We start from the raw sequence: 20,050 nt of genomic DNA, 5'->3' as shown, positions 1-20,050 counted from the left end.
ATAAACAACTTAAACTATGAAAAAAATAATGCTGATCCTGCTGGCGGTCTTTATGCTGGCAGCCTGTAAGAAGGAGTCGAAAAAAAGCAAAGAAACTTCCACTCTTACCGAGCAGGATTCTTTGGCTCCAATAAATGACCAAGTGATGGAAAGCGCGGTGATCTACGAAGCCAATATCCGTCAGTACTCGCCCGAAGGAACTTTCGATGCCTTTACAAAAGATATTCCGCAGCTTAAGGAACTTGGGGTGAAGATCATCTGGGTGATGCCCATTTATCCTATTTCTATGAAGAACAGGAAGGCAACCGGAGATCTTTCGGTTGAAGATATCGAGGATCCTGAAGAGCGTAAAAAGTATCTTGGCAGTTATTATGCCATAGCCGACTATTCAGCAGTAAATAAGGAATATGGGACCGAAGAGGATTTTCAGGAGCTGGTGGATACAGCCCACGAGAACGGGATTTACGTGATCCTGGACTGGGTTGCCAATCATACCGGCTGGGACCACGAGTGGATCACCGAGCATCCTGAATATTATACCCAGAACGAAAAAGGAGAGATCGTAGATCCGCTGAATCCTGAAACCGGGGAATCCTGGGGCTGGACAGATGTTGCCGACCTTAACTATGACAATAAGGAGCTTTGGTCAGCAATGAAGGGAGAGATGAAGTATTGGGTAGAGAACCACGATATTGATGGTTTCAGAGCCGATGTTGCCGGGGAGGTCCCAACCGAATTCTGGGAACAGATCGTAAAAGAGATCGAGGAGACCAAGCCGGTTTTTATGTTGGCAGAGTCTGAAGATAAAGACCTGTTTGAAGAAGCTTTTGATATGGGATATAACTGGGAAGGTCATCATATTATGAACGATATCGCCCAGGGAAAGAAGACCGCGAAAGACTGGGATGCTTATATGAAGAAGATCGACACTACCTACCAGGAAGACGATTTTCTGATGAATTTCGTGACCAATCACGACGAGAACTCCTGGAACGGTACGGTGAAGGAAAGAATGGGGGATGCCTCAGAGACCTTCCTGGCTCTTACCTATACCATTCCCGGAATGCCGCTTATCTATAGCGGGCAGGAATACGATTTGCACAAGCGGCTGAAATTCTTCGAAAAGGATACGATTCCACATACCAAAGGCAAAGTTTGGCCAATTATGGAAAAACTGGGGCAGCTTAAAAATGAGAACGCGGCCCTGCAGGGCGGTAAAAATGCAGCCACTTATGAAGCCTTGAAGAATTCGGCGGAAGAGAAGATCCTTTCCTTCAAAAGACAGAAAGATGGCGAGGAAGTGATTTTTATAGCAAATTTAACAGATAAGCCGGTAAAGTTCAGGCTTGAGGCACAGGGTGAGTTTACCGATTATATGAGTGGTGATGCGTTAACACTGAAAAAAGATCAGGAACGGGAGTTTGATGCCTGGGAATACGAAATATTGATAAATAAGTAAAGATTTTCATAAATTCTTAAAAACAGGCGCTTCAAAGCGCCTGTTTTTGTTAGTTATCAACCGAAAACGTTTTAGTTTCTTGTAAAATTAGGTTATCTTGTTTAATTCAAATAGTTTTGAGCTGATGGCGAAAAAAATCAGTAAAATAGCAGTGTTGACCTCCGGTGGGGATGCCCCCGGGATGAATGCCGCGATAAGGGCGGTAGTGAGGTCGTGCTCTTATTACAGTGTTAGCTGTGTTGGAGTTTACAGAGGATATCAGGGACTTATAGAAGGAGACTTTGAAGATCTTGATGCCCGTTCAGTAAGAAATATAATTAACAAGGGTGGAACATTCTTAAAATCCACCCGATCTATGGAGTTCAAGACCAAAGAAGGTCGCGCCAAAGCTTACGAGAAGCTGAAGGAGAAAGGTGTGGATGCGCTTATAGTCATTGGCGGGGACGGTACTTTTACCGGAGGCCTTTATTTGAGCCAGGAATTCGATATTCCTATCATAGGGATTCCTGCTACCATAGATAATGATATAAACGGCACCGATTTCACACTAGGTTACGATACCGCACTCAATACCGTGGTAGAGGCCATAGATAAGATACGTGACACGGCAAGTTCCCACAACCGATTGTTCTTAATTGAGGTGATGGGGCGTGATGCCGGAGATATCGCTTTAAACAGCGGTATTGGAGCCGGAGCCGAAGAGATCCTTATCCCCGAGGAAGAAACAGGGGCCGATCGTTTGATCGATTCCCTTAAGAGAAGTAAAAAATCGGGTAAGACCTCAAGTATCATTGTGGTTGCCGAAGGGGAAAAAAGCGGAAAGAATATTTTTGAACTCGCCGAATTTATCGAAGAGAATCTCGATGACTATGAGATCAGGGTTTCGGTACTCGGCCATATTCAAAGAGGGGGCTCTCCGAGTTGTGCCGACAGGGTGCTGGCAAGCAAACTTGGCGTTGGAGCTGTAGAAGGCTTGCTGGACGGTAAGCGCGGCGCTATGGTGGGAATTCACCATCAAAAGGTCGTGTTCGTACCGCTGGAGGAAGCGATTAAAGGAGAAGCTAAAATAGATAAAGAATTAAGAAGGGTGGCAGACATCACTTCAGTGTAAATTTAAAATTTAGAAAGATGAGTACAAAAATTGGAATTAACGGTTTTGGTCGTATCGGGCGTATCGCCTTCAGAATTGCGGCTCAGAACGATAATGTAGAAGTAGTAGCGATTAATGATTTACTCGATGTAGATCACCTGGCTTATATGTTGAAATATGACTCTGTACACGGAAAGTTTGCCGGTAAGGTAGAGGTAAAAGACGGGAATCTTGTGGTGAACGGAAATACCATCCGCGTAACTGCCGAAAAGAATCCTGAAGACCTTAAGTGGGATGCTGTTGGAGCAGACGTGGTGTTGGAATGTACAGGGATCTTCAAGGACAAAGACACTGCAGGAAAGCACCTTAAAGCAGGAGCTAAGAAAGTAGTGATCTCTGCACCGTCTAAAGACGTGCCTATGTTCGTGATGGGGGTTAACCATAAAGATGCCAAGCCGGAAGACAATATCGTTTCCAATGCATCCTGTACCACCAACTGTCTTGCGCCGCTTGCAAAAGTGATCGAAGACGAATTCGGAATTGTGGAAGGACTTATGACCACAGTTCACGCGAGTACTTCAACTCAGTTCACCGTAGATTCTCCTTCCAAGAAGAATTACAGGCTGGGAAGAAGCGCAATTAATAATATTATTCCAACTTCAACAGGAGCTGCTGTTGCCGTAACCAAAGTAATTCCGGCCCTCGAAGGGAAGCTTACCGGAATGGCTTTTAGAGTTCCTACAGCCGATGTTTCTGTGGTGGATCTTACCGTAAGAACCGAGAAGTCAACTTCTTATGAAGACATCAAGGCGGCCTTTAAGAAAGCTTCTGAAGGAGCCTATAAAGGAGTGATCTCTTATACCGATGAGATGGTGGTGTCTCAGGATTACGTATCAGATGCACATACCTGTAATTTTGATGCCGAAGCAGGGATTGCTTTGAACGATAATTTCTTTAAATTAGTGGCCTGGTATGATAACGAATATGGTTATTCTGCTAAACTGATAGAACTGGCAGCACACGTTGCTTCATTATAATATGCAATATAAAAGCCTGAAGAGAATAAGTGCTGCAGGATTAATGGTTTTATCAAATTATTAATCTGAAGGCTGTTTTTTTCAGGCTTCTTGTATTTTAACTATACCTCACAAATGATATTAATAGCGGACGGTGGCTCAACAAAATGTGATTGGATTTTATTGGACGCCAAAGGAGAACAAATTTTCAAAACACGTACCAAAGGACTGAATCCCGCGGTATTTCCTGAGCTTGTTCTGGAACAGCGAATCGAAGAAAACAACGACCTAAGGGAAGTTAAAGATAAAGTAGAGAGAGTTCATTTTTACGGTGCCGGCTGTGGTACCGAGACTCCCCGGAAACTTCTTGAGGATATAATAGGTAATTTCTTTACCAATGTAGAAGAAGTACTGGTGCTGGAAGATATGGTGGCTGCTGTTTATGCCGCAACTACAGAGCCCGGGATAGTTTGTATTTTGGGAACCGGTTCTAACAGCTGTTATTTTGACGGGAAAGAGATCCACCAGGCCGTTCATTCTCTTGGTTATATCCTTATGGATGAAGCCAGCGGGAATTACTTCGGAAAAAGACTTATCCGCGATTATTACTACAAAAGAATGCCCCCGGAACTTGTTTCAAAGTTCGAGGAGAAATTCAAACTGGATTCCGATGAGATAAAGAAAAACCTTTACCGCAAAGAAAATCCAAATACCTATTTAGCCTCTTTTGCTGAATTCATCTTCAGTAACGAGCGTAACGGGTACTTTTACAAACTTGTATACGAAGGTATAGACGATTTTCTTCATTCAAGAGTGCTTTGCTATAAGCAGGCCCAAACTGTGCCGGTTCACTTTATCGGGACAATCGCCTACTTCAGCGAAGACATTATTCGCGCCGTGGCACAGCCTTACGGAATTGAGATCGGTAACATTGTAAGAAGACCTATTGACGCGCTCATCGAACATTACAGAAAAAACGTACTAACTCCCTGATAAACAGAAAGTTTTATTTGCTACATTTAGGGAAATAATTCTTTAAATGTTGGTAAAGGTTTACGGGAGTGCCGTATTTGGGGTAGAAGCTACCACGATTACGGTAGAGGTCAATGTGGCCCGGGGTATAGGCTATCATCTTGTAGGCCTGCCCGATAATGCGGTGAAAGAGAGCAGTTTCAGGATTGCCGCAGCACTTCAGAATAACGGATATAATTTTCCCGGAAAGAAGATCATTGTGAATATGGCTCCCGCCGATATGCGGAAGGAGGGCTCTGCCTACGATCTTACTTTTGCCCTGGGAATACTTGCCGCCTCCGGACAAATCAAAGCTGAGAATATTTCAGATTACCTTATTATGGGAGAGCTTTCGCTGGACGGAAGCCTACAGCCCATAAAAGGCGCCTTGCCTATTGCCATACAGGCGAAAAAGGAAGGTTTTAAGGGCTTTATTCTGCCTGCACAAAATGCTAAAGAAGCTGCTATCGTCAGCGGGCTTGAGGTGTATGGGATCGGGAATATCATCGAGGTGATCGGTTTCTTTAATGATAATGCTTCCCTTGAGAAGACCATTATCAATACCCGGGAGGAATTTTACAACAACCTGGAACAGCAGGATCACGATTTCGCTGATGTGAAAGGGCAGGAGTCCATAAAGCGCTGTATGGAGATCGCTGCGGCCGGGGGGCATAATATCATCCTGATAGGCCCTCCCGGAGCCGGGAAAACGATGCTTGCCAAAAGGCTGCCCAGCATCCTCCCGCCAATGACCCTGCACGAGGCTCTCGAGACCACCAAGATCCACAGCGTGGTGGGCAGGCTAAAGGAGAGTGTAGGGCTTATGTCCCAGCGGCCTTTCCGGAGCCCGCACCACACCATTTCAGATGTTGCCCTGGTTGGCGGTGGCGCCTATCCGCAACCCGGGGAGATCTCGCTTTCTCACAACGGCGTGCTTTTTTTGGACGAGCTTCCGGAATTTAAGCGGAGCGTGCTTGAAGTGATGCGGCAGCCCCTTGAAGACCGGGAGGTGACCATCTCCCGCGCCAAATTCACGGTGACCTATCCCTCCAGTTTTATGCTGGTGGCGAGTATGAATCCCAGTCCGGGTGGCTATTTTAACGATCCCGATGCGCCGGTGACCTCTTCCCCGGCAGAGATGCAGCGCTATCTTAGCCGCATCAGCGGGCCTTTGCTGGACCGTATCGATATCCATATTGAGGTGACCCCGGTGCCTTTTGAAAAGCTCAGTGAAGAGAGAAACGGCGAGCCCAGTGTGAAGATCAGGGAACGGGTCACAAAAGCCAGGGAGATACAAACGGCGCGTTTCAGGGATTCTGATAAGGTGCATTACAATGCGCAGATGAGCGTGAAACACATCAGGGAATTCTGCGATCTTGATGAGTCTTCCAAACAGCTTTTAAAGACCGCGATGGAAAGGCTCAGTCTTTCTGCCCGGGCTTACGATCGTATCCTGAAGGTGTCCCGAACCATAGCCGATCTTGATTCGGCAGAAAATATATGCAGCCGGCATATCAGTGAAGCCATACAATACCGCAGCCTGGACAGGGAAGGCTGGTTGGGCTAAAACCATATGTCTTAAAGCTTCGGTTTTTTTAATAAATTTGAGGGAAAGTGTCTCGATCCGGAAATTAACAAGATTGAAACATTATTTTTTTCTTTTAAGGTTATCTTTAGCCTTTACAATCTAATACCAATGAAAAAATATCTGCTCCTTCTGTTACCCTTACTTATTTTAAGCTGTAAAAATGAAGACCCCGAAGCTACCGGCAAACCCGCCGAAACTACTGCCGATACCCTTCAAAAAGACATTACCAAGAGAATTATGGGAGAAGAAACCGTTGAGTTAAGCCTGGAACAGGCCAACAAACTGGCGGAGCTTCCCCTGGCCTGTCTGCAAACCGAATACCCCAATAAGCTGGGGCAAACCCTTGAAAATAAAGAGGCGCTGGGCGAGCCGCACGAACTTCACCCCGCTTTTTACGGGTGTTTTGACTGGCATTCGTCGGTGCACGGGCACTGGGCTTTAGTGAATCTGTTAAAGACTTTTCCGAAGCTTGAAAAAGCCGAACAGATAAGGGAAATACTTAAGAATTCGCTTTCTGCCGAAAATATCCGGGGAGAACTGGAATATTTCCAAAGGGAAGAGAGCGACTCTTATGAAAGAACTTATGGCTGGGCCTGGCTCCTGAAGCTTTCTGAAGCCCTGAAGACCTGGGACGATCCGCTGGCTAAGGAGCTCGACCAGAACCTGCAGCCGCTTACCGATCTCATTGTGAACAGGTATCTCGAATTCCTGCCTAAGCTTAATTACCCTATCAGGGTGGGAGAGCATACCAATACCGCTTTTGGTCTTAGCCTGGCTTACGACTATGCGCAGGCGACCAAGAATGAGGAGCTGGACCAGATGATCTCGAACCGGGCTCGGAATTTCTACCTGAAAGACGATGGCTGCCCCATTGGCTGGGAACCCAGCGGTTATGATTTTCTTTCGCCCTGCCTCGAGGAAGTGGACCTTATGCGAAAGGTGCTTCCTAAGAACGCCTTTAGCCTATGGATAGACGATTTCCTGCCACAACTCAAGGATGAGGATTTTATGATGAACGTTGCCGAAGTGTCAGACAGGACCGACGGGAAGCTTGTTCATCTTGACGGGCTGAACTTCAGCCGTGCCTGGGTGTTTTATGGCCTTGCTGCCGATTATCCCGAGGAATTCGGGCATCTTAAGACTTTGGCCGATAAGCACGTGGCCTATTCTTTCCCGAACCTTGTGGGCGATTCCTATGAAGGAGGTCACTGGCTGGGCAGCTTTGCCCTGTATGCGCTTCAGGAATCCAAAAGGCTTAAGTGAAAAATTTTATAAAGAATCTTGGTCCCGGAGTACTCGTTTCTGCCGCCTTCATCGGGCCGGGAACGGTAACCGTGTGCACCCTTGCGGGGGTGAGATTCCAGTACGGGCTCTTATGGGCCCTTATCTTATCTATCCTGGCCTGTGTGATCCTCCAGGAGATGTCGGCAAGGCTGGGCCTGATCTCTCAAAAAGGCCTAAGCGAGATCATCAGGGAAGAGATAAAAGGCAGGACCTTCAAGATCTTGGCCATAGCGCTTATCTTCTCGGCTATCGTGATCGGGAATGCCGCCTATGAAGCCGGGAATATCACCGGTGCGGTGCTGGGCCTGGAAGCGGTCTTCGGAAAAGGAAACCTGCAGGCAGGCGCTTTTTCCCTGAACCTCTGGAGTGCTCTTATTGGCGGGATCGCTTTTATCCTCTTGTTCTTAGGGAGTTATAAGGCCCTGGAAAAGGTCTTTATTGCCCTGGTGTTGCTGATGAGCATTGCCTTCCTGGTCACCGCAGTGATCACCAAACCCGATATTCTGGGTATTTTAAAAGGCTTTATCCCCGGTCATTTTGCTGAAGGTACCCTGACGGTCATTGCGCTGGTGGGAACCACCGTGGTGCCTTATAATTTGTTCCTGCACGCCTCGCTGGTAAGCGAAAAGTGGAAGGACGCCGCAGAATTGCCGGTGGCTCAAAAAGAATTGCGGGTTTCCATCTTTCTTGGCGGCGCCGTTTCTATGGCCATAGTGATCTGCGCTGCCGGCGCGGGCCTTACCAATGTCGAGAATGCGGCCGATCTTGCCGTGGGCCTTGAGCCGCTGTTCGGGAAGTTTGCCACCTGGTTTATGGCCATTGGCCTGCTTGCCGCGGGTATTACTTCCTCCATTACCGCTCCTTTGGCTGCGGCCTATGTGGTAAAAGGCTGCTTCGGCTGGAAGGGCGGGATGGGCTCTAAGCGCTTTAAAGCGGTATGGGCAACGGTACTGGTGCTGGGGGTGATCTTCTCTTCACTGCAGATAAAACCCATAGAGATCATTCAGTTTGCGCAAATTGCCAATGGTATTCTCTTGCCCGTCATCGCAATTTTCTTATTTTGGATAGTCAATAAACGATCGGTGCTGGGAGAACACAGGAATTCTGTGCGGCAGAACATCCTTGGGCTTCTGGTGATCGCTCTGGCGGTGTTCCTGGGACTTAAATCTGTGATCACCGTACTTCAGAACCTGTAAGCTATGAGAGAGATACATATAAATTGCGACCTGGGCGAAGGCGGCGAGTACGATGCCGGCCTTATGCCACTAATTTCGGCCTGTAATATCGCCTGTGGCGGCCACGCGGGTACCCTGGAGAGTATGCAGCATACCGTAGACCTGGCGATGGAATATAATGTGGAGATAGGGGCACACCCTTCGTATCCCGATAAGGAGAACTTCGGAAGGAGCTCCCTGGGGATTTCAGATGAAGACCTGAGGCTTTCCATTATCGCGCAGGTGTTAAGCCTGAAGCAGATTACCGAAGCCGAAGGGGCAAAGCTCAGCCACGTAAAACCTCACGGGGCACTTTATAACGATGCCGCTGCCAATGAAAATATCGCGAAGACCGTGCTCGATGCCCTGCTGGAATTCGAAGATGATTTTGCACTTTACGCGCCTCCAGGATCCATAATTTCGGAAATGGCTGAAGGTAAAATGCGGGTGGTTTATGAAGGTTTTGCAGACCGGAATTATAACGAAAATTACAGCCTGGTTTCGCGGTCAGAAACCGGGGCCGTGATCACCAAAAAAGAGGAGGTATTTGAGCATCTTTTCAGGATGTTTTCAGAAGAAAAAATACGCTGTGAGAACGGGGCAGAAATTCCCTGTAAAGCAGACACGTTTTGCCTGCATAGTGACACGCCGGATTCCATTGAGATTTTGAACTATCTGCACCAGAAATTTTCAGAAAACAACATAAAGATCAAAAACACATGAGCAAAGAATTTCCGGAAATAAGAGCGATGGGGGAGCGGGCAATTCTTGTGCAATTTGAACCGGAGATAAGCGAAGACCTGCTTGAAAAACTGCTTTTTTACAAAAATAAGCTCGAGGAATATTATCTTGAACTAAAACTTGAGATAATCAATACATATAACTCGTTATTAATCATTTACGAGTATCCTATAGAAGATGTCTATGGTGAGATTTCAGCGGTAAAACAGCTGTTCGGGGAAGCCAAGATAGTAAAAAAACAGGACACCCGTCTTTTTCATATTCCTGTATGTTACGATAAGGAATTCGGGCTGGACCTGGAGCTTATCTCCAAAGAGAAAAACCTCTCGGTTTCCGAGGTCATCGGGCTGCATACCGCCCCGGTTTACACGGTCTATTTTACAGGTTTTTTACCCGGGTTTTTATACCTGGGAGGGCTTGATGAAAAGCTGCAGATCTCCCGTAAAGATGTACCCCGAAAAGAGGTGAAAAAAGGAGCCGTGGGAATAGGGGAAAACCAGACCGGAATTTACCCGAAATCCAGCCCCGGGGGCTGGCAGATTTTGGGCAATTGTCCCGTGCCTTTTTTCGACAAAAATAAAAAGCCGCCCTGTGAAATTTTGGCCGGGGACAAGCTGAAATTCTACGAGGTTTCCAAAGAGGAATTCGGGAAGATCTCCAGGGAGGTGGCGAACGGAAATTTCGAATTAAAAAGTGAAAGATATAATGGCTGAAGTTGAGGTGTTACATCCCGGGTTATTTTCAACCATCCAGGATTCCGGCAGGACCGGGTTTCGGGAGTATGGAGTTCCGGTAAGCGGGGCGATGGATAAATACGCTGCTAAAACAGCCAATCTCATCCTCCAGAACCAGGCTGATGCCGCCGTGCTGGAGATCACCCAGATGGGGCCCAAACTGAAATTCGGCGCCCCGGCAAAGATCGCCATTAGCGGGGCCAACCTGTCTCCCGAGGTGAACGGGAAGCCGGTGGAGAATAACGAAGTGATAAAAATTGAAGCCGGGGATATCCTGGCCTTTGGCAAACGGGAGCTGGGCTGCCGCTGTTACCTTGCGGTAAAGCAGGGCTTCAGGAGCCCGAAAGTACTGGAGAGCCGCAGCTGGTACGAGGGGCTTACAGATCATTACCGGCTGGAAAAAGGAATGACGCTGAGCTACCGGGAAACCCAAAAGGAGAAGTATGAAACCCATTCTTCCCTGAAATTTTCAGCCGATTACCTGGCTACAGAAGAGATCGAGGTGTATCCCGGGCCGGAGTTCAAGGTGCTTTCGGAAACCCAGAAGCTGGTGCTCAGGGAGTCCTATTTCAGCATCTCTCGAAATAATAACCGGATGGCCATACAGCTGCAGGAGACCTTTGCCAATGAGCTGGAGCCTATTATTACGGGCCCGGTGCTGCCGGGAACCGTGCAGCTTACCCCGGGAGGAAAACTTATCGTACTGATGCGGGATTGCCAGACCACGGGCGGTTATCCCAGGATCCTGCAGTTAAGTGAATATGCGGTGAATGCCATCGCCCAGAAGATACAGGGAGATGCTGTTAAATTTAATATGGAAGCGATTGCCTGAGAAGAAAATGAGGCAAATAAAAAAGTGCGGTTTCCAGTGCTATTTGAAGTATTAAATGCCCTACCAGATAATACTCCTCACATTCGACCGACACTTTTTTGCCCCAAAACACTTTAGCTAACTAAAATGACTATGTCAAATGTAGGGGAGAAACAGCCCCGCTACAAGGGGATTTTTCCCCTTTCTGCTATTATTTAAGACCGGCAATTTTTTTATGTACTCTGTTTTTGCCTTCGGGTTTATCCACAGGCTTTTAGAAATGAAACGAAATCGGTAAGATGTTATAAAGTAATGCCTGTTAGGGATAAGAACGGGCAAATAAAAAAGTGCCGTTTCCAGTGCTATTTAAAGTATTAAATGCCCTACCAGATAATACTCCTCACATTTGAACGACACTTTTTTGCCCCAAAACACTTTAGTAAACTAAAATGACTATGTCAAATGTAGCTGAGGAACGGGCTCTCCACAAGGGGATTATTCCCCTTTTTGAGCCCGCCGGGAGATTAAATTGATTTAATTTTCTATTTTTAAGCATACTAACCAAGCAAACCCAGTGGGTTTGTAAAAAACCAATATTATGGGAAAAAGAATTCCACCAAAAGATGCAACAGACCTGTTGAAGAACTGGCTCAAAGGGCCCGGCAATGCAATAAAGGGTAAAGGCCTTAAAGATGCTTATGAAACCTGGTTCAGCATTGAAGAACTTGAGAAGTACATCAAGTATGTAAAAGAGCATATCCCGGCAGAAGAGAAACCGGGCATACGCGTTTATTACGGGAAGTACGCCCAGGGTGGCGGGCCTAATCCAACCAAAGGCCTTACCACCGTGTTTCTTGCGCCAACAAAAGAAGAAGAGCAAACAAATGATGACGGGAGTACCGAAATGGTGAATTCTAACGATTATTCCCTGGAAGCCTATAATGATGGTAGTACCAAATGGCCTCCAACCAATTATAACAGCATTTAATTTTGTGGGAAATATTTATAAGCAACCAGCTCTATATCTCGTATATCTTTGAGATTTTAGCAGCCCTGGCCGGTTTATTCTACCTTTTTAAAAGCAGGTCCCCGGGAAGAGATGTAAAGCTCCTGGTGTACCTGCTTGTCTTTATTTTTGTTTATGATATTACCGCCCTTAGCTGGGGACTTTATGGACACGTATACGATTTTAAGTACCTGGAGTTCGTGAACGACTCTCCTTTTGCATCACATTTTTGGATCGCAAATGCGGGTAATATAATTTCTGTTGCTCTTTTCTCAAACTATTTTGCACTTCAGCTTGCCTCCCTAAGAAGAAGAAAGTTTATTTATATCTTAATTGGTCTATACATGTTAAGTAGTGTGGTAAGTTTCGGTATCGGGGATGCCTTTTTTAAAACTACTTCTCCTTTCGGATATATTTTCGGGACATTTATAATAAGTCTGTCTATCGGGCTTTATTACCTGGAGCTTGTCGGAACCGAAAGGATCTTAAGGTTTAAGACCGAACTGGCTTTATATATTTCCATTGGACTATTAGTAAGGCAATTATGTGCAACCCCTATTTTCTTATTTCAGAAATTCATTGCCGAAAACCCTGAATTTCGGGAGGTCTACAACTATGTTCTGGATGGCTCCAATTTCTTTATGTATACGATGTTCGCTGCCGGGTTTATTATAAAATACCTGGAACTTAGGAAGAAGAACAACAAGGGAGGGAAGATGCAAAAGCCAGTCCTGGATAATGCCAAAAATACGCTTTAGGTTTGTGGGAAATTTTCATTGAGCAGGAGCTCTATATCACCTATATCTTTGAGATCATTGCGGCCCTTTCGGGTTTATTCTACCTGTTTAAAAGCAGGTCCCCGGGAAAAGACGTAAAGCTCCTGGTGTACCTGCTTGTCTTTATTTTTGTATATGATATCACTGCGCTCAGTTGGGGGCTCTATGGACACGTATACGATTTTAAGTATCTGGAATTCGTGAAAGAGACTCCTTTTGCTTCCCATATATGGATTTATAATGTATGTCAAATAATTGTAGTAGGAATCTATTCGATCTATTTTGCACTGCAAATTAAATCTTCTAAAAGAAGAAGTTTTATTTACATTTTGATTGGCCTTTATTCGCTTAGTAGCCTGGTGAGCTTTGGCTTAGGGAATACTTTTTTTTAATACAACCTCTTCTTTTGTATTTATTTCCGGCACATTTTTAAATTGCGTAAGCATTGGCCTGTATTATCTTGAAATTATTGGTTCCGAAAGGATACTTAACTTTAAAACAGAATTAGCGCTTTATATTTCAATAGGTCTTTTAATTTCCAGATTGAGTGCTACCCCAATCTTTATATTCCAGAAATATATTTCGCAAAATGATGATTTTAGGGAATTATACGGCTATGTTCTGGATGGCTCCAACTTCTTTATGTATACGATATTTGCTGCCGGTTTTATCATAATTTACCTTATGCAGGGGAAGGTGACAGGCTAAGGGACGCCTTGAAATAAACTTGTTTCCTTACCGGGTCAGTTATAAAAGCAAACGGAGCTTCTGCGTTCACATCAGATAAGAATTCTTTAGGGGGGATTTTTCCCCCTTTTTTAATTTTCTATAGGAAAATTCCTATAAATATTTCTAAGTTTAGCCTAACCAACAATAAACCAACCAAATAACTTAATTATGCCAAGACCAGATCAATGTATTGAGGTGGATGACGCCAGAAAACTTCAGGACCAGTGGGTGGGAACCCGCGCACAGGAAATAAGGAATGCCCGGGGATTTCAGGATACCAGGGAGTTCTGGTTCAGCCTGGATGTACTTCAGGAGTTTATAGATTATATTAAAGAAGAATCTCCGGCAGGCAGCAAGCCCGGGGTGCGTATCTATTTTGGATCTTATAAACCGGGGGAGGGACCTGACTATGGCAAAGGAGAAGGCGGTAAAAAGGGCTACAGTACCGTTTTCCTGGCACCTACCTTAGAAGAAGCCTCTGCAGCCGACTCGACCCAGACCACCCAGATTAACAATTATGATATAGATCCGTTGAATAACGGAGAAGGAGGAGTGCCTCCAACAACGTATTAAAATCATAGTTGTGTTAGAAAATTTTATAGGCTCGATCTTCAGAGCCTGGCTTTGGGAATTCTGTGCGGCCTTAGCGGGATTAATTTATTTGCTCAATGTGCGGGAAACGGGCCGCTGGACACGTCGTTTTGTTTATTTTTTATGGATCACCTTTTTCATAGATCTGTCAGGTGCCTATGTTAGGTTAGCCTATTATAGTGATTATACGATCTTCGGTTTTATAGAGAATACGGTCTGGCAGAGAAATTACTGGCTTTATAACTCCTATAATATTTTTGTTTTTCTATTCTTCAGCCTGTTTTTCATATCTCAACTGTCCGGTTCTAAAATAAAAAAGGTTTTAAGGGGGGTATGTGTTTTTTACCTGCTCTCAGCCTGGATTAACCTCATTGTTTCCGGAAAATTTTTTACGGGTTATTCCGCTTATACCTTCCTGTTGGGTACACTTTTACTGTCGGTGAGTATTGGCTTCTATTTTTATCAATTATTGAAAAGTGATAAGATCCTTAGCTTTTATAAAGATATTTCTTTCTATATCGCCTCCGGAACTCTGTTAAATTACCTTGCTTTCACTCCTATGTTCCTTTATAATAATTTCGCGGTAATGAAAACAAGTCCTGAATTTGTGGACATCTACTTGACGGTACTTGCTTTGCTGAATTTCGTGATGTACGGGTTCTACACCCTGGGTTTTATTATAGAGATCAGGAAAAAACGGGAGAAACAATATATTTAGTTAGCCGGGTAAAGCTTCTTGTTTGACTTCAGAGAAGGAATCATATCCCGGTACGCCTGAGCAGATGTTTTTTGGGCCGCGAACTTCAGGAAAAAATTGAGCAGAAATGCTTATACTTGTATGCACTAACTAAGTCCTGATGCTTGCTGAAGAAGATATTCTGCTTATCGTCTATTTTGTGGTGGTGATCCTGATGCTTACCGCCTTCACCATTATTTTCTTTATCACCTACCAGAGGCGCAAGAATAAGCTGTTAATAGACCAATATGAGGCCCGTAAGCGTTATGAAGAGGAGCTGGTGCGCTCCAGGCTGGAGATCCAGGACCAGACGCTTAAGAACGTGGGCTGGGAGCTGCACGATAATATCGGCCAGCTGCTTTCGGTGGCCAATATGCAGCTGAACATCCTCGCCAGGACTTCAGACGACCCCAATAACGAATCGGTGAAGGAAGTAAAGGAGATCGTGGCCAGTTCTCTGCAGGAAGTAAGGGCGCTTTCAAAGTCCCTGAACAGCGATGTGGTGGAATATGCAGGCTTAAAGGCTTCGGTGAAAAATGAATTTGCCCGCTTTGAAAGACTGAATGTGATAGGCACCAGGCTCGAGATCACCGGGGAAGAACATGAGCTGCCTAAACAGGATGCCATTATCCTCTTCAGGATCCTGCAGGAATTCTTTTCTAACGTGGTCAAGCATTCCAAAGCTGAACTGCTGAGCCTTAGGATGGACTATCTTCCCGGAGAACTGAAGATAGTGGTGACCGATAACGGTACCGGCTTTGACCCTGAAGAGGTTCAGAAAAGTTCCGGCCTTCTGAATATGAAGAACAGGGCAGAGCTCATAAATGCCGAATTCAGCCTCGATTCTGCTCCGGGTGAAGGAACTTCCTTATCTTTACGTTATCCAACCAAAACCACCAAAAATGAGCAGGACGATAATAATCGTTGATGACCACAATCTTTTCGCAATGTCTTTAAAGAGGCTTGTGGATTCCTTTCAGAATTATGAGGTTCTCGAAGTGATGAAAAACGGAGAGGAACTGGTGAAATATATTAAAGGCAACAAGATCAAACCCGATATTGTGTTGCTGGATATACGGATGCCCGTAATGAACGGGCTGGAAGTGATGGCCTGGTTAAAGGAAAACCATCCTGCCCAGAAAGTGCTGGCGCTTACGATGGAGCACGATGAGGAGACCATCATCAAAATGCTCAACCTGGGTTGCCGCGGCTACCTGCTTAAGGATATCGAACCCGACGAGTTTCTCCTGGCCCTGGAAGAAGTGATGCAGAACGGCTACTACTTTACCGAAGCCACTGCCCACGCGATGAACCACGGCCCGGCCGAGAAGAACGTTAAGAATATCACCGACCGCGAACTGGAATTCCTGGAACTGGCCTGTACCGAAATGACCTATAAGGAGATCGCCGGGCAAATGAACCTGAGCCCTAAAACCATAGACGGCTACCGGGAAAGCCTCTTCAATAAACTGCAGGTAAAGAACCGTATTGGGCTGGTGCTCTTTGCCGTGAAGCACAAGATCCTCGAGGTATAATTCCCAGGATCACTTCAGTTAAATAAAATTAATTGTTTTCAGAATACGCAGATTCCTCTGTATCTTCGCAAGGTTAAAACTCAGGGAAAGTGATAGATTCGGCTAAAATAGAATTACGGAATTTAAAGGTGCAGGACTACCAGGAACTCAAGGTCTCTATGATCAAGAGTTATCATAAGATGCCCGATGAATACTGGAGCAAGGAGGAGATAAGGACGCTGGTGAACAAGTTCCCCGAAGGCCAGTTCTGCATCATCATAGACAATAAGATCGCCGGTTGTGCGCTTTCCATTATCGTGGATTACGGCAAGTTTGACGATAACCATACCTACGACGAGATCATTGGCGGGGAGAACTTTTCCACGCATACCAAGAACGGCGATGTGCTTTACGGCATAGATGTGTTCATTCACCCTGAATACCGCGGAATGCGCCTTGGAAGGCGGCTTTATGAAGCCCGGAAGGAACTCTGCGAACAGCTGAATCTTAAGGCCATTGTCTTTGGCGGCCGTATCCCGAATTATGCGAAATATGCCGCAGAACTCACCCCGAAGAAATACATAGAAAAAGTAAAACTGCAGGAGATACACGACCCGGTGCTGTCTTTCCAGCTTTCCAACGATTTTCACGTAAAGAAGGTGATAAAAGGTTACCTGCACGGCGATTTTGAAAGTAAGGAGTATGCCGTGCTGATGGAGTGGAACAACATCTACTACGTCAAGGAGCAGAAGCTCATAGACACCAAGAAGACGGTGGTGCGGCTTGGGTTGGTGCAGTGGCAGATGCGGTCTTTCAGCGATTACGATGCGCTGGTCTCACAGATCGAGTTCTTTGTGGATGCCGTGAGCGATTACCAGAGCGATTTTATCCTGTTCCCCGAGCTCTTCAACGCTCCCTTAATGGCGCAGTTCAATAACCTTACCGAACCTGAGGCCATCCGCGGACTTTCCTCTTATACGGACCAGTTACTGCAGACCTTCAGGGATTTTGCTATTACCTACAACATCAACATCATTACCGGAAGTATGCCGCAGGCTATCGGCGAGCATATGTATAATGTGGGTTATTTATGCCGAAGGGACGGGAGCTATGAGCGTTACGAGAAACTCCATATCACCCCGGCCGAAGAGGCTGCCTGGGGGATGAAGGGCGGTTCAAAACTGGAAACCTTTGATACCGACTGCGGGAAGATAGGGGTACTGGTGTGTTATGATGTCGAATTTCCTGAAGTATCCAGGCTTTTGGCCGAAGAGGGAATGAACATCCTTTTCGTGCCTTTTATGACCGATACCCAGAACGGCTATTCCCGGGTGAAGATCTGTGCCCAGGCGAGAGCCGTGGAGAACGAATGTTATGTGGCCATTGCCGGCTCGGTGGGGAACCTGCCTAAAGTGAACAATATGGACATCCAGTACGCCCAGAGTGCGGTGTTAACGCCTTCAGACTTTGCTTTCCCGGTGAACGGGATCAAGGCCGAAGCCACCCCTAACACTGAAAGTACCCTGCTGGTAGACGTAGACCTGGACCTGCTTAAGGAACTTCATAACTTCGGGAGTGTACGCACAATGAAAGACAGGCGTAAAGACTTGTATTCACTGAAGAAGAAAAAATAAGACCTTCTTTTTGTCGACCCGGGCATAGTCGGGAGCGGCTTGCTCATATTTTTCCTCGACTCCGCATAGGGGCTTAGGCCTTTGCCTGGTGCAATATTTCCTATCCTAAAGCATCACTCTTCTGTAAATTTTAAATTTCACGAATCTGCAGTTTCGGCTTTTTATATCAAGAAAAAGCAAACGGAATGCTGCTTAAATTAAGGCATTCCGAATTTACTTCCTTTTCAACGGCCTCATTTTATGGAATCCTGATTCCGGCTTAAGCGGCTTGTAAAATCCTCAGCAATCGTAACCTAAAAGCTTTTAAACGATTGTAAATCAATGTGTTATGTGTTTAAGTTGCTGTTTGACAGTAATTTAAGCGCTGCCCTGCGGACTTTGTTCAGTATTAAGCCTCCTAATTTTAATCTTTCAAAAAGGAAGCTACACCCAATGAACAATAAGTACAGCAGCATATTAACCCAAAGCGATTCGCAACCCGCATCTCAGGCGATGTTGCACGCTATAGGGCTTACAAAAGAAGACTTTAAAAAACCATTTGTGGGGATCGCCAGTACAGGTTACGAGGGCAATCCCTGTAATATGCACCTTAACGATCTTGCCAAACTGGTAAAGGAAGGCGCTAACGGCAATGAGCTGGTTGGCCTCATCTTCAATACCATAGGCGTGAGCGACGGGATCTCTATGGGAACACCGGGAATGCGTTATTCCCTGCCTTCCCGCGATATCATTGCCGATTCTATGGAGACGGTGGTGAATGCGATGTCCTATGACGCTTTGGTGACGGTGGTGGGGTGTGATAAGAATATGCCCGGGGCGCTAATGGCGATGTTAAGGATCAACCGTCCCGCCATCCTGGTTTACGGAGGCACCATAGCTTCCGGATGCCATAAGGGGAAGAAGCTCGACGTGGTTTCGGCCTTTGAGGCCTGGGGCGCAAAAACCGCGGGAGACATAGATCAGGAAGAATACGAAAGCGTGATAGAAAAGGCCTGTCCCGGGGCGGGAGCCTGCGGGGGGATGTATACCGCGAACACGATGGCTTCGGCTATTGAGGCGCTGGGAATGTCTTTGCCTTACAATTCTTCCAATCCGGCAGTAGGAGAAGAGAAGAAGACAGAAAGTATCGAAGCCGGGAAGGCGATGAGAAAACTTATAGAAAAGGATATCAAACCAAGGGATATCGTTAACAGGAAATCTTTAGAGAATGCCATCAGGTTGCTTACGGTGCTTGGCGGATCTACGAATGCCGTGCTGCATTTCCTGGCAATAGCCAGGGCAGCCGAGGTGGAATTCAGCCTTGCCGATTTCGAGAAGATCTGTGACGGGACTCCGTTTCTGGCCAATCTTAAGCCAAGCGGGAAATACGCAATGGAAGACGTGCACAGGATAGGAGGGATCCCTGCGGTCTTAAAATATATGCTGAAGCAGGATATGCTTCACGGGGACTGCCTTACGGTCACCGGGAAAACTTTGGCAGAAAATCTTGAAAATGTACCAGATCTGGAAGAAGGACAGGATGTGATAAGACCTCTTGACAATCCTATCAAAAAGACGGGACACATCAGGGTGTTGTTCGGGAATATTGCAGAAGAAGGTTCGGTGGCTAAGATCACCGGGAAGGAAGGACTGCAGTTTACCGGGAAAGCGAAGGTCTTTAACAGTGAATATGAGGCCAATGACGGTATCTCTTCAGGGAAAGTGAAAAAAGGCGATGTGGTGGTGATCCGCTACGAAGGCCCTAAAGGCGGTCCCGGGATGCCTGAAATGCTCAAGCCTACTTCCGCGATTATGGGAGCAGGACTCGGCAAGGATGTGGCGCTGATCACTGACGGAAGATTTTCCGGGGGAACCCACGGCTTCGTGGTGGGCCATATTACCCCCGAAGCCCAGGAAGGCGGATTGCTGGCTTTTCTGAAAGACGGAGATGAGATTACCATCAATGCCGAAGACAATACCATAGAAGCGGCACTTAGTGACGAAGAAATACAGGAAAGAAAGAAGAACTGGAACGTACCCGAGCTTAAATTCAAAAGAGGGGTGCTCTATAAATACGCAAGAACAGTGTCATCAGCTTCCAGGGGCTGTGTGACCGATGAATTTTAATACGGTGAAT

At 46.1% G+C, this 20,050-nt stretch carries 20 protein-coding genes; all 20 read left to right on the top strand.

Annotated elements, in window-relative coordinates:
• Positions 1–16 precede the first annotated feature (16 nt).
• The 20 genes from ACFQ3Q_RS11815 to ilvD all read left to right on the top strand — a co-directional run bounded on the left by ACFQ3Q_RS11815 (position 17) and on the right by ilvD (position 20,040).
• On the top strand, positions 17–1,459 hold the full coding sequence (locus ACFQ3Q_RS11815; RefSeq protein WP_380746091.1) for an alpha-amylase family glycosyl hydrolase: 1,443 nt from the start codon (positions 17–19) through the stop codon (positions 1,457–1,459).
• A 124-nt stretch (positions 1,460–1,583) separates the two neighbouring features.
• The gene (gene pfkA / locus ACFQ3Q_RS11810) at positions 1,584–2,570 is read left to right on the top strand and encodes a 6-phosphofructokinase (RefSeq protein WP_380746089.1); all 987 of its coding nucleotides are present in this window, start codon (positions 1,584–1,586) and stop codon (positions 2,568–2,570) included.
• A gap of 17 nt (positions 2,571–2,587) precedes the next feature.
• The gene (gene gap / locus ACFQ3Q_RS11805) at positions 2,588–3,586 is read left to right on the top strand and encodes a type I glyceraldehyde-3-phosphate dehydrogenase (RefSeq protein ID WP_380746087.1); all 999 of its coding nucleotides are present in this window, start codon (positions 2,588–2,590) and stop codon (positions 3,584–3,586) included.
• 114 nt (positions 3,587–3,700) lie between these two features.
• Complete coding sequence (locus ACFQ3Q_RS11800; RefSeq protein WP_380746085.1) at positions 3,701–4,558, top strand: N-acetylglucosamine kinase; 858 nt, start codon at positions 3,701–3,703, stop codon at positions 4,556–4,558.
• A 46-nt stretch (positions 4,559–4,604) separates the two neighbouring features.
• Positions 4,605–6,143, top strand: a complete 1,539-nt coding sequence (locus ACFQ3Q_RS11795; protein ID WP_380746083.1) for a YifB family Mg chelatase-like AAA ATPase — start codon at positions 4,605–4,607, stop codon at positions 6,141–6,143.
• A 129-nt stretch (positions 6,144–6,272) separates the two neighbouring features.
• Complete coding sequence (locus ACFQ3Q_RS11790; protein ID WP_380746081.1) at positions 6,273–7,427, top strand: DUF2891 domain-containing protein; 1,155 nt, start codon at positions 6,273–6,275, stop codon at positions 7,425–7,427.
• Positions 7,424–8,644 carry an Nramp family divalent metal transporter gene (locus ACFQ3Q_RS11785; protein ID WP_380746079.1) on the top strand — a complete coding sequence of 407 codons (1,221 nt, stop codon included), beginning with the start codon at positions 7,424–7,426 and terminating at the stop codon, positions 8,642–8,644. The genes ACFQ3Q_RS11790 and ACFQ3Q_RS11785 overlap by 4 nt, the downstream gene beginning before the upstream one ends.
• A gap of 3 nt (positions 8,645–8,647) precedes the next feature.
• On the top strand, positions 8,648–9,385 hold the full coding sequence (pxpA, locus tag ACFQ3Q_RS11780) for a 5-oxoprolinase subunit PxpA (protein WP_380746077.1): 738 nt from the start codon (positions 8,648–8,650) through the stop codon (positions 9,383–9,385).
• A complete protein-coding gene (gene pxpB, locus ACFQ3Q_RS11775; RefSeq protein WP_380746075.1) occupies positions 9,382–10,116 on the top strand; it encodes a 5-oxoprolinase subunit PxpB in 735 nt (244 codons plus the stop codon). The genes pxpA and pxpB overlap by 4 nt, the downstream gene beginning before the upstream one ends.
• Positions 10,097–10,969, top strand: a complete 873-nt coding sequence (locus tag ACFQ3Q_RS11770; protein ID WP_380746073.1) for a 5-oxoprolinase subunit C family protein — start codon at positions 10,097–10,099, stop codon at positions 10,967–10,969. Before pxpB ends, ACFQ3Q_RS11770 begins: the two co-directional genes overlap by 20 nt.
• A 577-nt stretch (positions 10,970–11,546) precedes the next feature.
• Complete coding sequence (locus ACFQ3Q_RS11765; RefSeq protein ID WP_380746071.1) at positions 11,547–11,936, top strand: hypothetical protein; 390 nt, start codon at positions 11,547–11,549, stop codon at positions 11,934–11,936.
• A gap of 2 nt (positions 11,937–11,938) precedes the next feature.
• Positions 11,939–12,712 (top strand): hypothetical protein, encoded by a 774-nt coding sequence (locus ACFQ3Q_RS11760; RefSeq protein ID WP_380746069.1) that lies wholly within the window; start codon positions 11,939–11,941, stop codon positions 12,710–12,712.
• A 2-nt stretch (positions 12,713–12,714) separates the two neighbouring features.
• Positions 12,715–13,122: a hypothetical protein gene (locus ACFQ3Q_RS11755; RefSeq protein WP_380746067.1), complete on the top strand. Its 408-nt coding sequence runs from the start codon at positions 12,715–12,717 to the stop codon at positions 13,120–13,122.
• A gap of 151 nt (positions 13,123–13,273) precedes the next feature.
• Positions 13,274–13,438 (top strand): hypothetical protein, encoded by a 165-nt coding sequence (locus ACFQ3Q_RS11750; RefSeq protein WP_380746065.1) that lies wholly within the window; start codon positions 13,274–13,276, stop codon positions 13,436–13,438.
• A gap of 189 nt (positions 13,439–13,627) precedes the next feature.
• A complete protein-coding gene (locus tag ACFQ3Q_RS11745; protein ID WP_380746063.1) occupies positions 13,628–14,032 on the top strand; it encodes a hypothetical protein in 405 nt (134 codons plus the stop codon).
• A gap of 10 nt (positions 14,033–14,042) precedes the next feature.
• On the top strand, positions 14,043–14,768 hold the full coding sequence (locus tag ACFQ3Q_RS11740; protein WP_380746061.1) for a hypothetical protein: 726 nt from the start codon (positions 14,043–14,045) through the stop codon (positions 14,766–14,768).
• Between the two features lie 139 nt (positions 14,769–14,907).
• The gene (locus ACFQ3Q_RS11735) at positions 14,908–15,714 is read left to right on the top strand and encodes a sensor histidine kinase (RefSeq protein ID WP_380746059.1); all 807 of its coding nucleotides are present in this window, start codon (positions 14,908–14,910) and stop codon (positions 15,712–15,714) included.
• The gene (locus ACFQ3Q_RS11730) at positions 15,689–16,321 is read left to right on the top strand and encodes a response regulator (RefSeq protein WP_380746057.1); all 633 of its coding nucleotides are present in this window, start codon (positions 15,689–15,691) and stop codon (positions 16,319–16,321) included. Before ACFQ3Q_RS11735 ends, ACFQ3Q_RS11730 begins: the two co-directional genes overlap by 26 nt.
• An 89-nt stretch (positions 16,322–16,410) precedes the next feature.
• A complete protein-coding gene (locus ACFQ3Q_RS11725) occupies positions 16,411–17,934 on the top strand; it encodes a carbon-nitrogen hydrolase family protein (RefSeq protein WP_380746055.1) in 1,524 nt (507 codons plus the stop codon).
• Positions 17,935–18,366: 432 nt separating this feature from the next.
• Complete coding sequence (ilvD, locus tag ACFQ3Q_RS11720; RefSeq protein WP_380746053.1) at positions 18,367–20,040, top strand: dihydroxy-acid dehydratase; 1,674 nt, start codon at positions 18,367–18,369, stop codon at positions 20,038–20,040.
• Positions 20,041–20,050: the final 10 nt, after the last annotated feature.

This window comes from Salegentibacter chungangensis, from assembly GCF_042678405.1.
Taxonomy (GTDB): domain Bacteria; phylum Bacteroidota; class Bacteroidia; order Flavobacteriales; family Flavobacteriaceae; genus Salegentibacter_A; species Salegentibacter_A chungangensis.
Note: the sequence above shows the minus strand (reverse complement) of the source record. Positions and strands in the feature narration are given on the sequence as shown.

What these genes read in the sequence shown, in the direction of transcription:
- ACFQ3Q_RS11800 (WP_380746085.1), top strand. Translation starts at nt 3,701, where the DNA reads ATGATATTAATAGCGGACGGTGGCTCAACAAAATGTGATTGGATTTTA.
- ACFQ3Q_RS11795 (WP_380746083.1), top strand. Translation starts at nt 4,605, where the DNA reads ATGTTGGTAAAGGTTTACGGGAGTGCCGTATTTGGGGTAGAAGCTACC.
- ACFQ3Q_RS11745 (WP_380746063.1), top strand. Translation starts at nt 13,628, where the DNA reads ATGCCAAGACCAGATCAATGTATTGAGGTGGATGACGCCAGAAAACTT.
- ACFQ3Q_RS11765 (WP_380746071.1), top strand. Translation starts at nt 11,547, where the DNA reads ATGGGAAAAAGAATTCCACCAAAAGATGCAACAGACCTGTTGAAGAAC.
- pxpB (WP_380746075.1), top strand. Translation starts at nt 9,382, where the DNA reads ATGAGCAAAGAATTTCCGGAAATAAGAGCGATGGGGGAGCGGGCAATT.
- ACFQ3Q_RS11730 (WP_380746057.1), top strand. Translation starts at nt 15,689, where the DNA reads ATGAGCAGGACGATAATAATCGTTGATGACCACAATCTTTTCGCAATG.
- ACFQ3Q_RS11815 (WP_380746091.1), top strand. Translation starts at nt 17, where the DNA reads ATGAAAAAAATAATGCTGATCCTGCTGGCGGTCTTTATGCTGGCAGCC.
- ACFQ3Q_RS11790 (WP_380746081.1), top strand. Translation starts at nt 6,273, where the DNA reads ATGAAAAAATATCTGCTCCTTCTGTTACCCTTACTTATTTTAAGCTGT.
- ilvD (WP_380746053.1), top strand. Translation starts at nt 18,367, where the DNA reads ATGAACAATAAGTACAGCAGCATATTAACCCAAAGCGATTCGCAACCC.
- ACFQ3Q_RS11735 (WP_380746059.1), top strand. Translation starts at nt 14,908, where the DNA reads ATGCTTGCTGAAGAAGATATTCTGCTTATCGTCTATTTTGTGGTGGTG.
- pfkA (WP_380746089.1), top strand. Translation starts at nt 1,584, where the DNA reads ATGGCGAAAAAAATCAGTAAAATAGCAGTGTTGACCTCCGGTGGGGAT.
- gap (WP_380746087.1), top strand. Translation starts at nt 2,588, where the DNA reads ATGAGTACAAAAATTGGAATTAACGGTTTTGGTCGTATCGGGCGTATC.
- pxpA (WP_380746077.1), top strand. Translation starts at nt 8,648, where the DNA reads ATGAGAGAGATACATATAAATTGCGACCTGGGCGAAGGCGGCGAGTAC.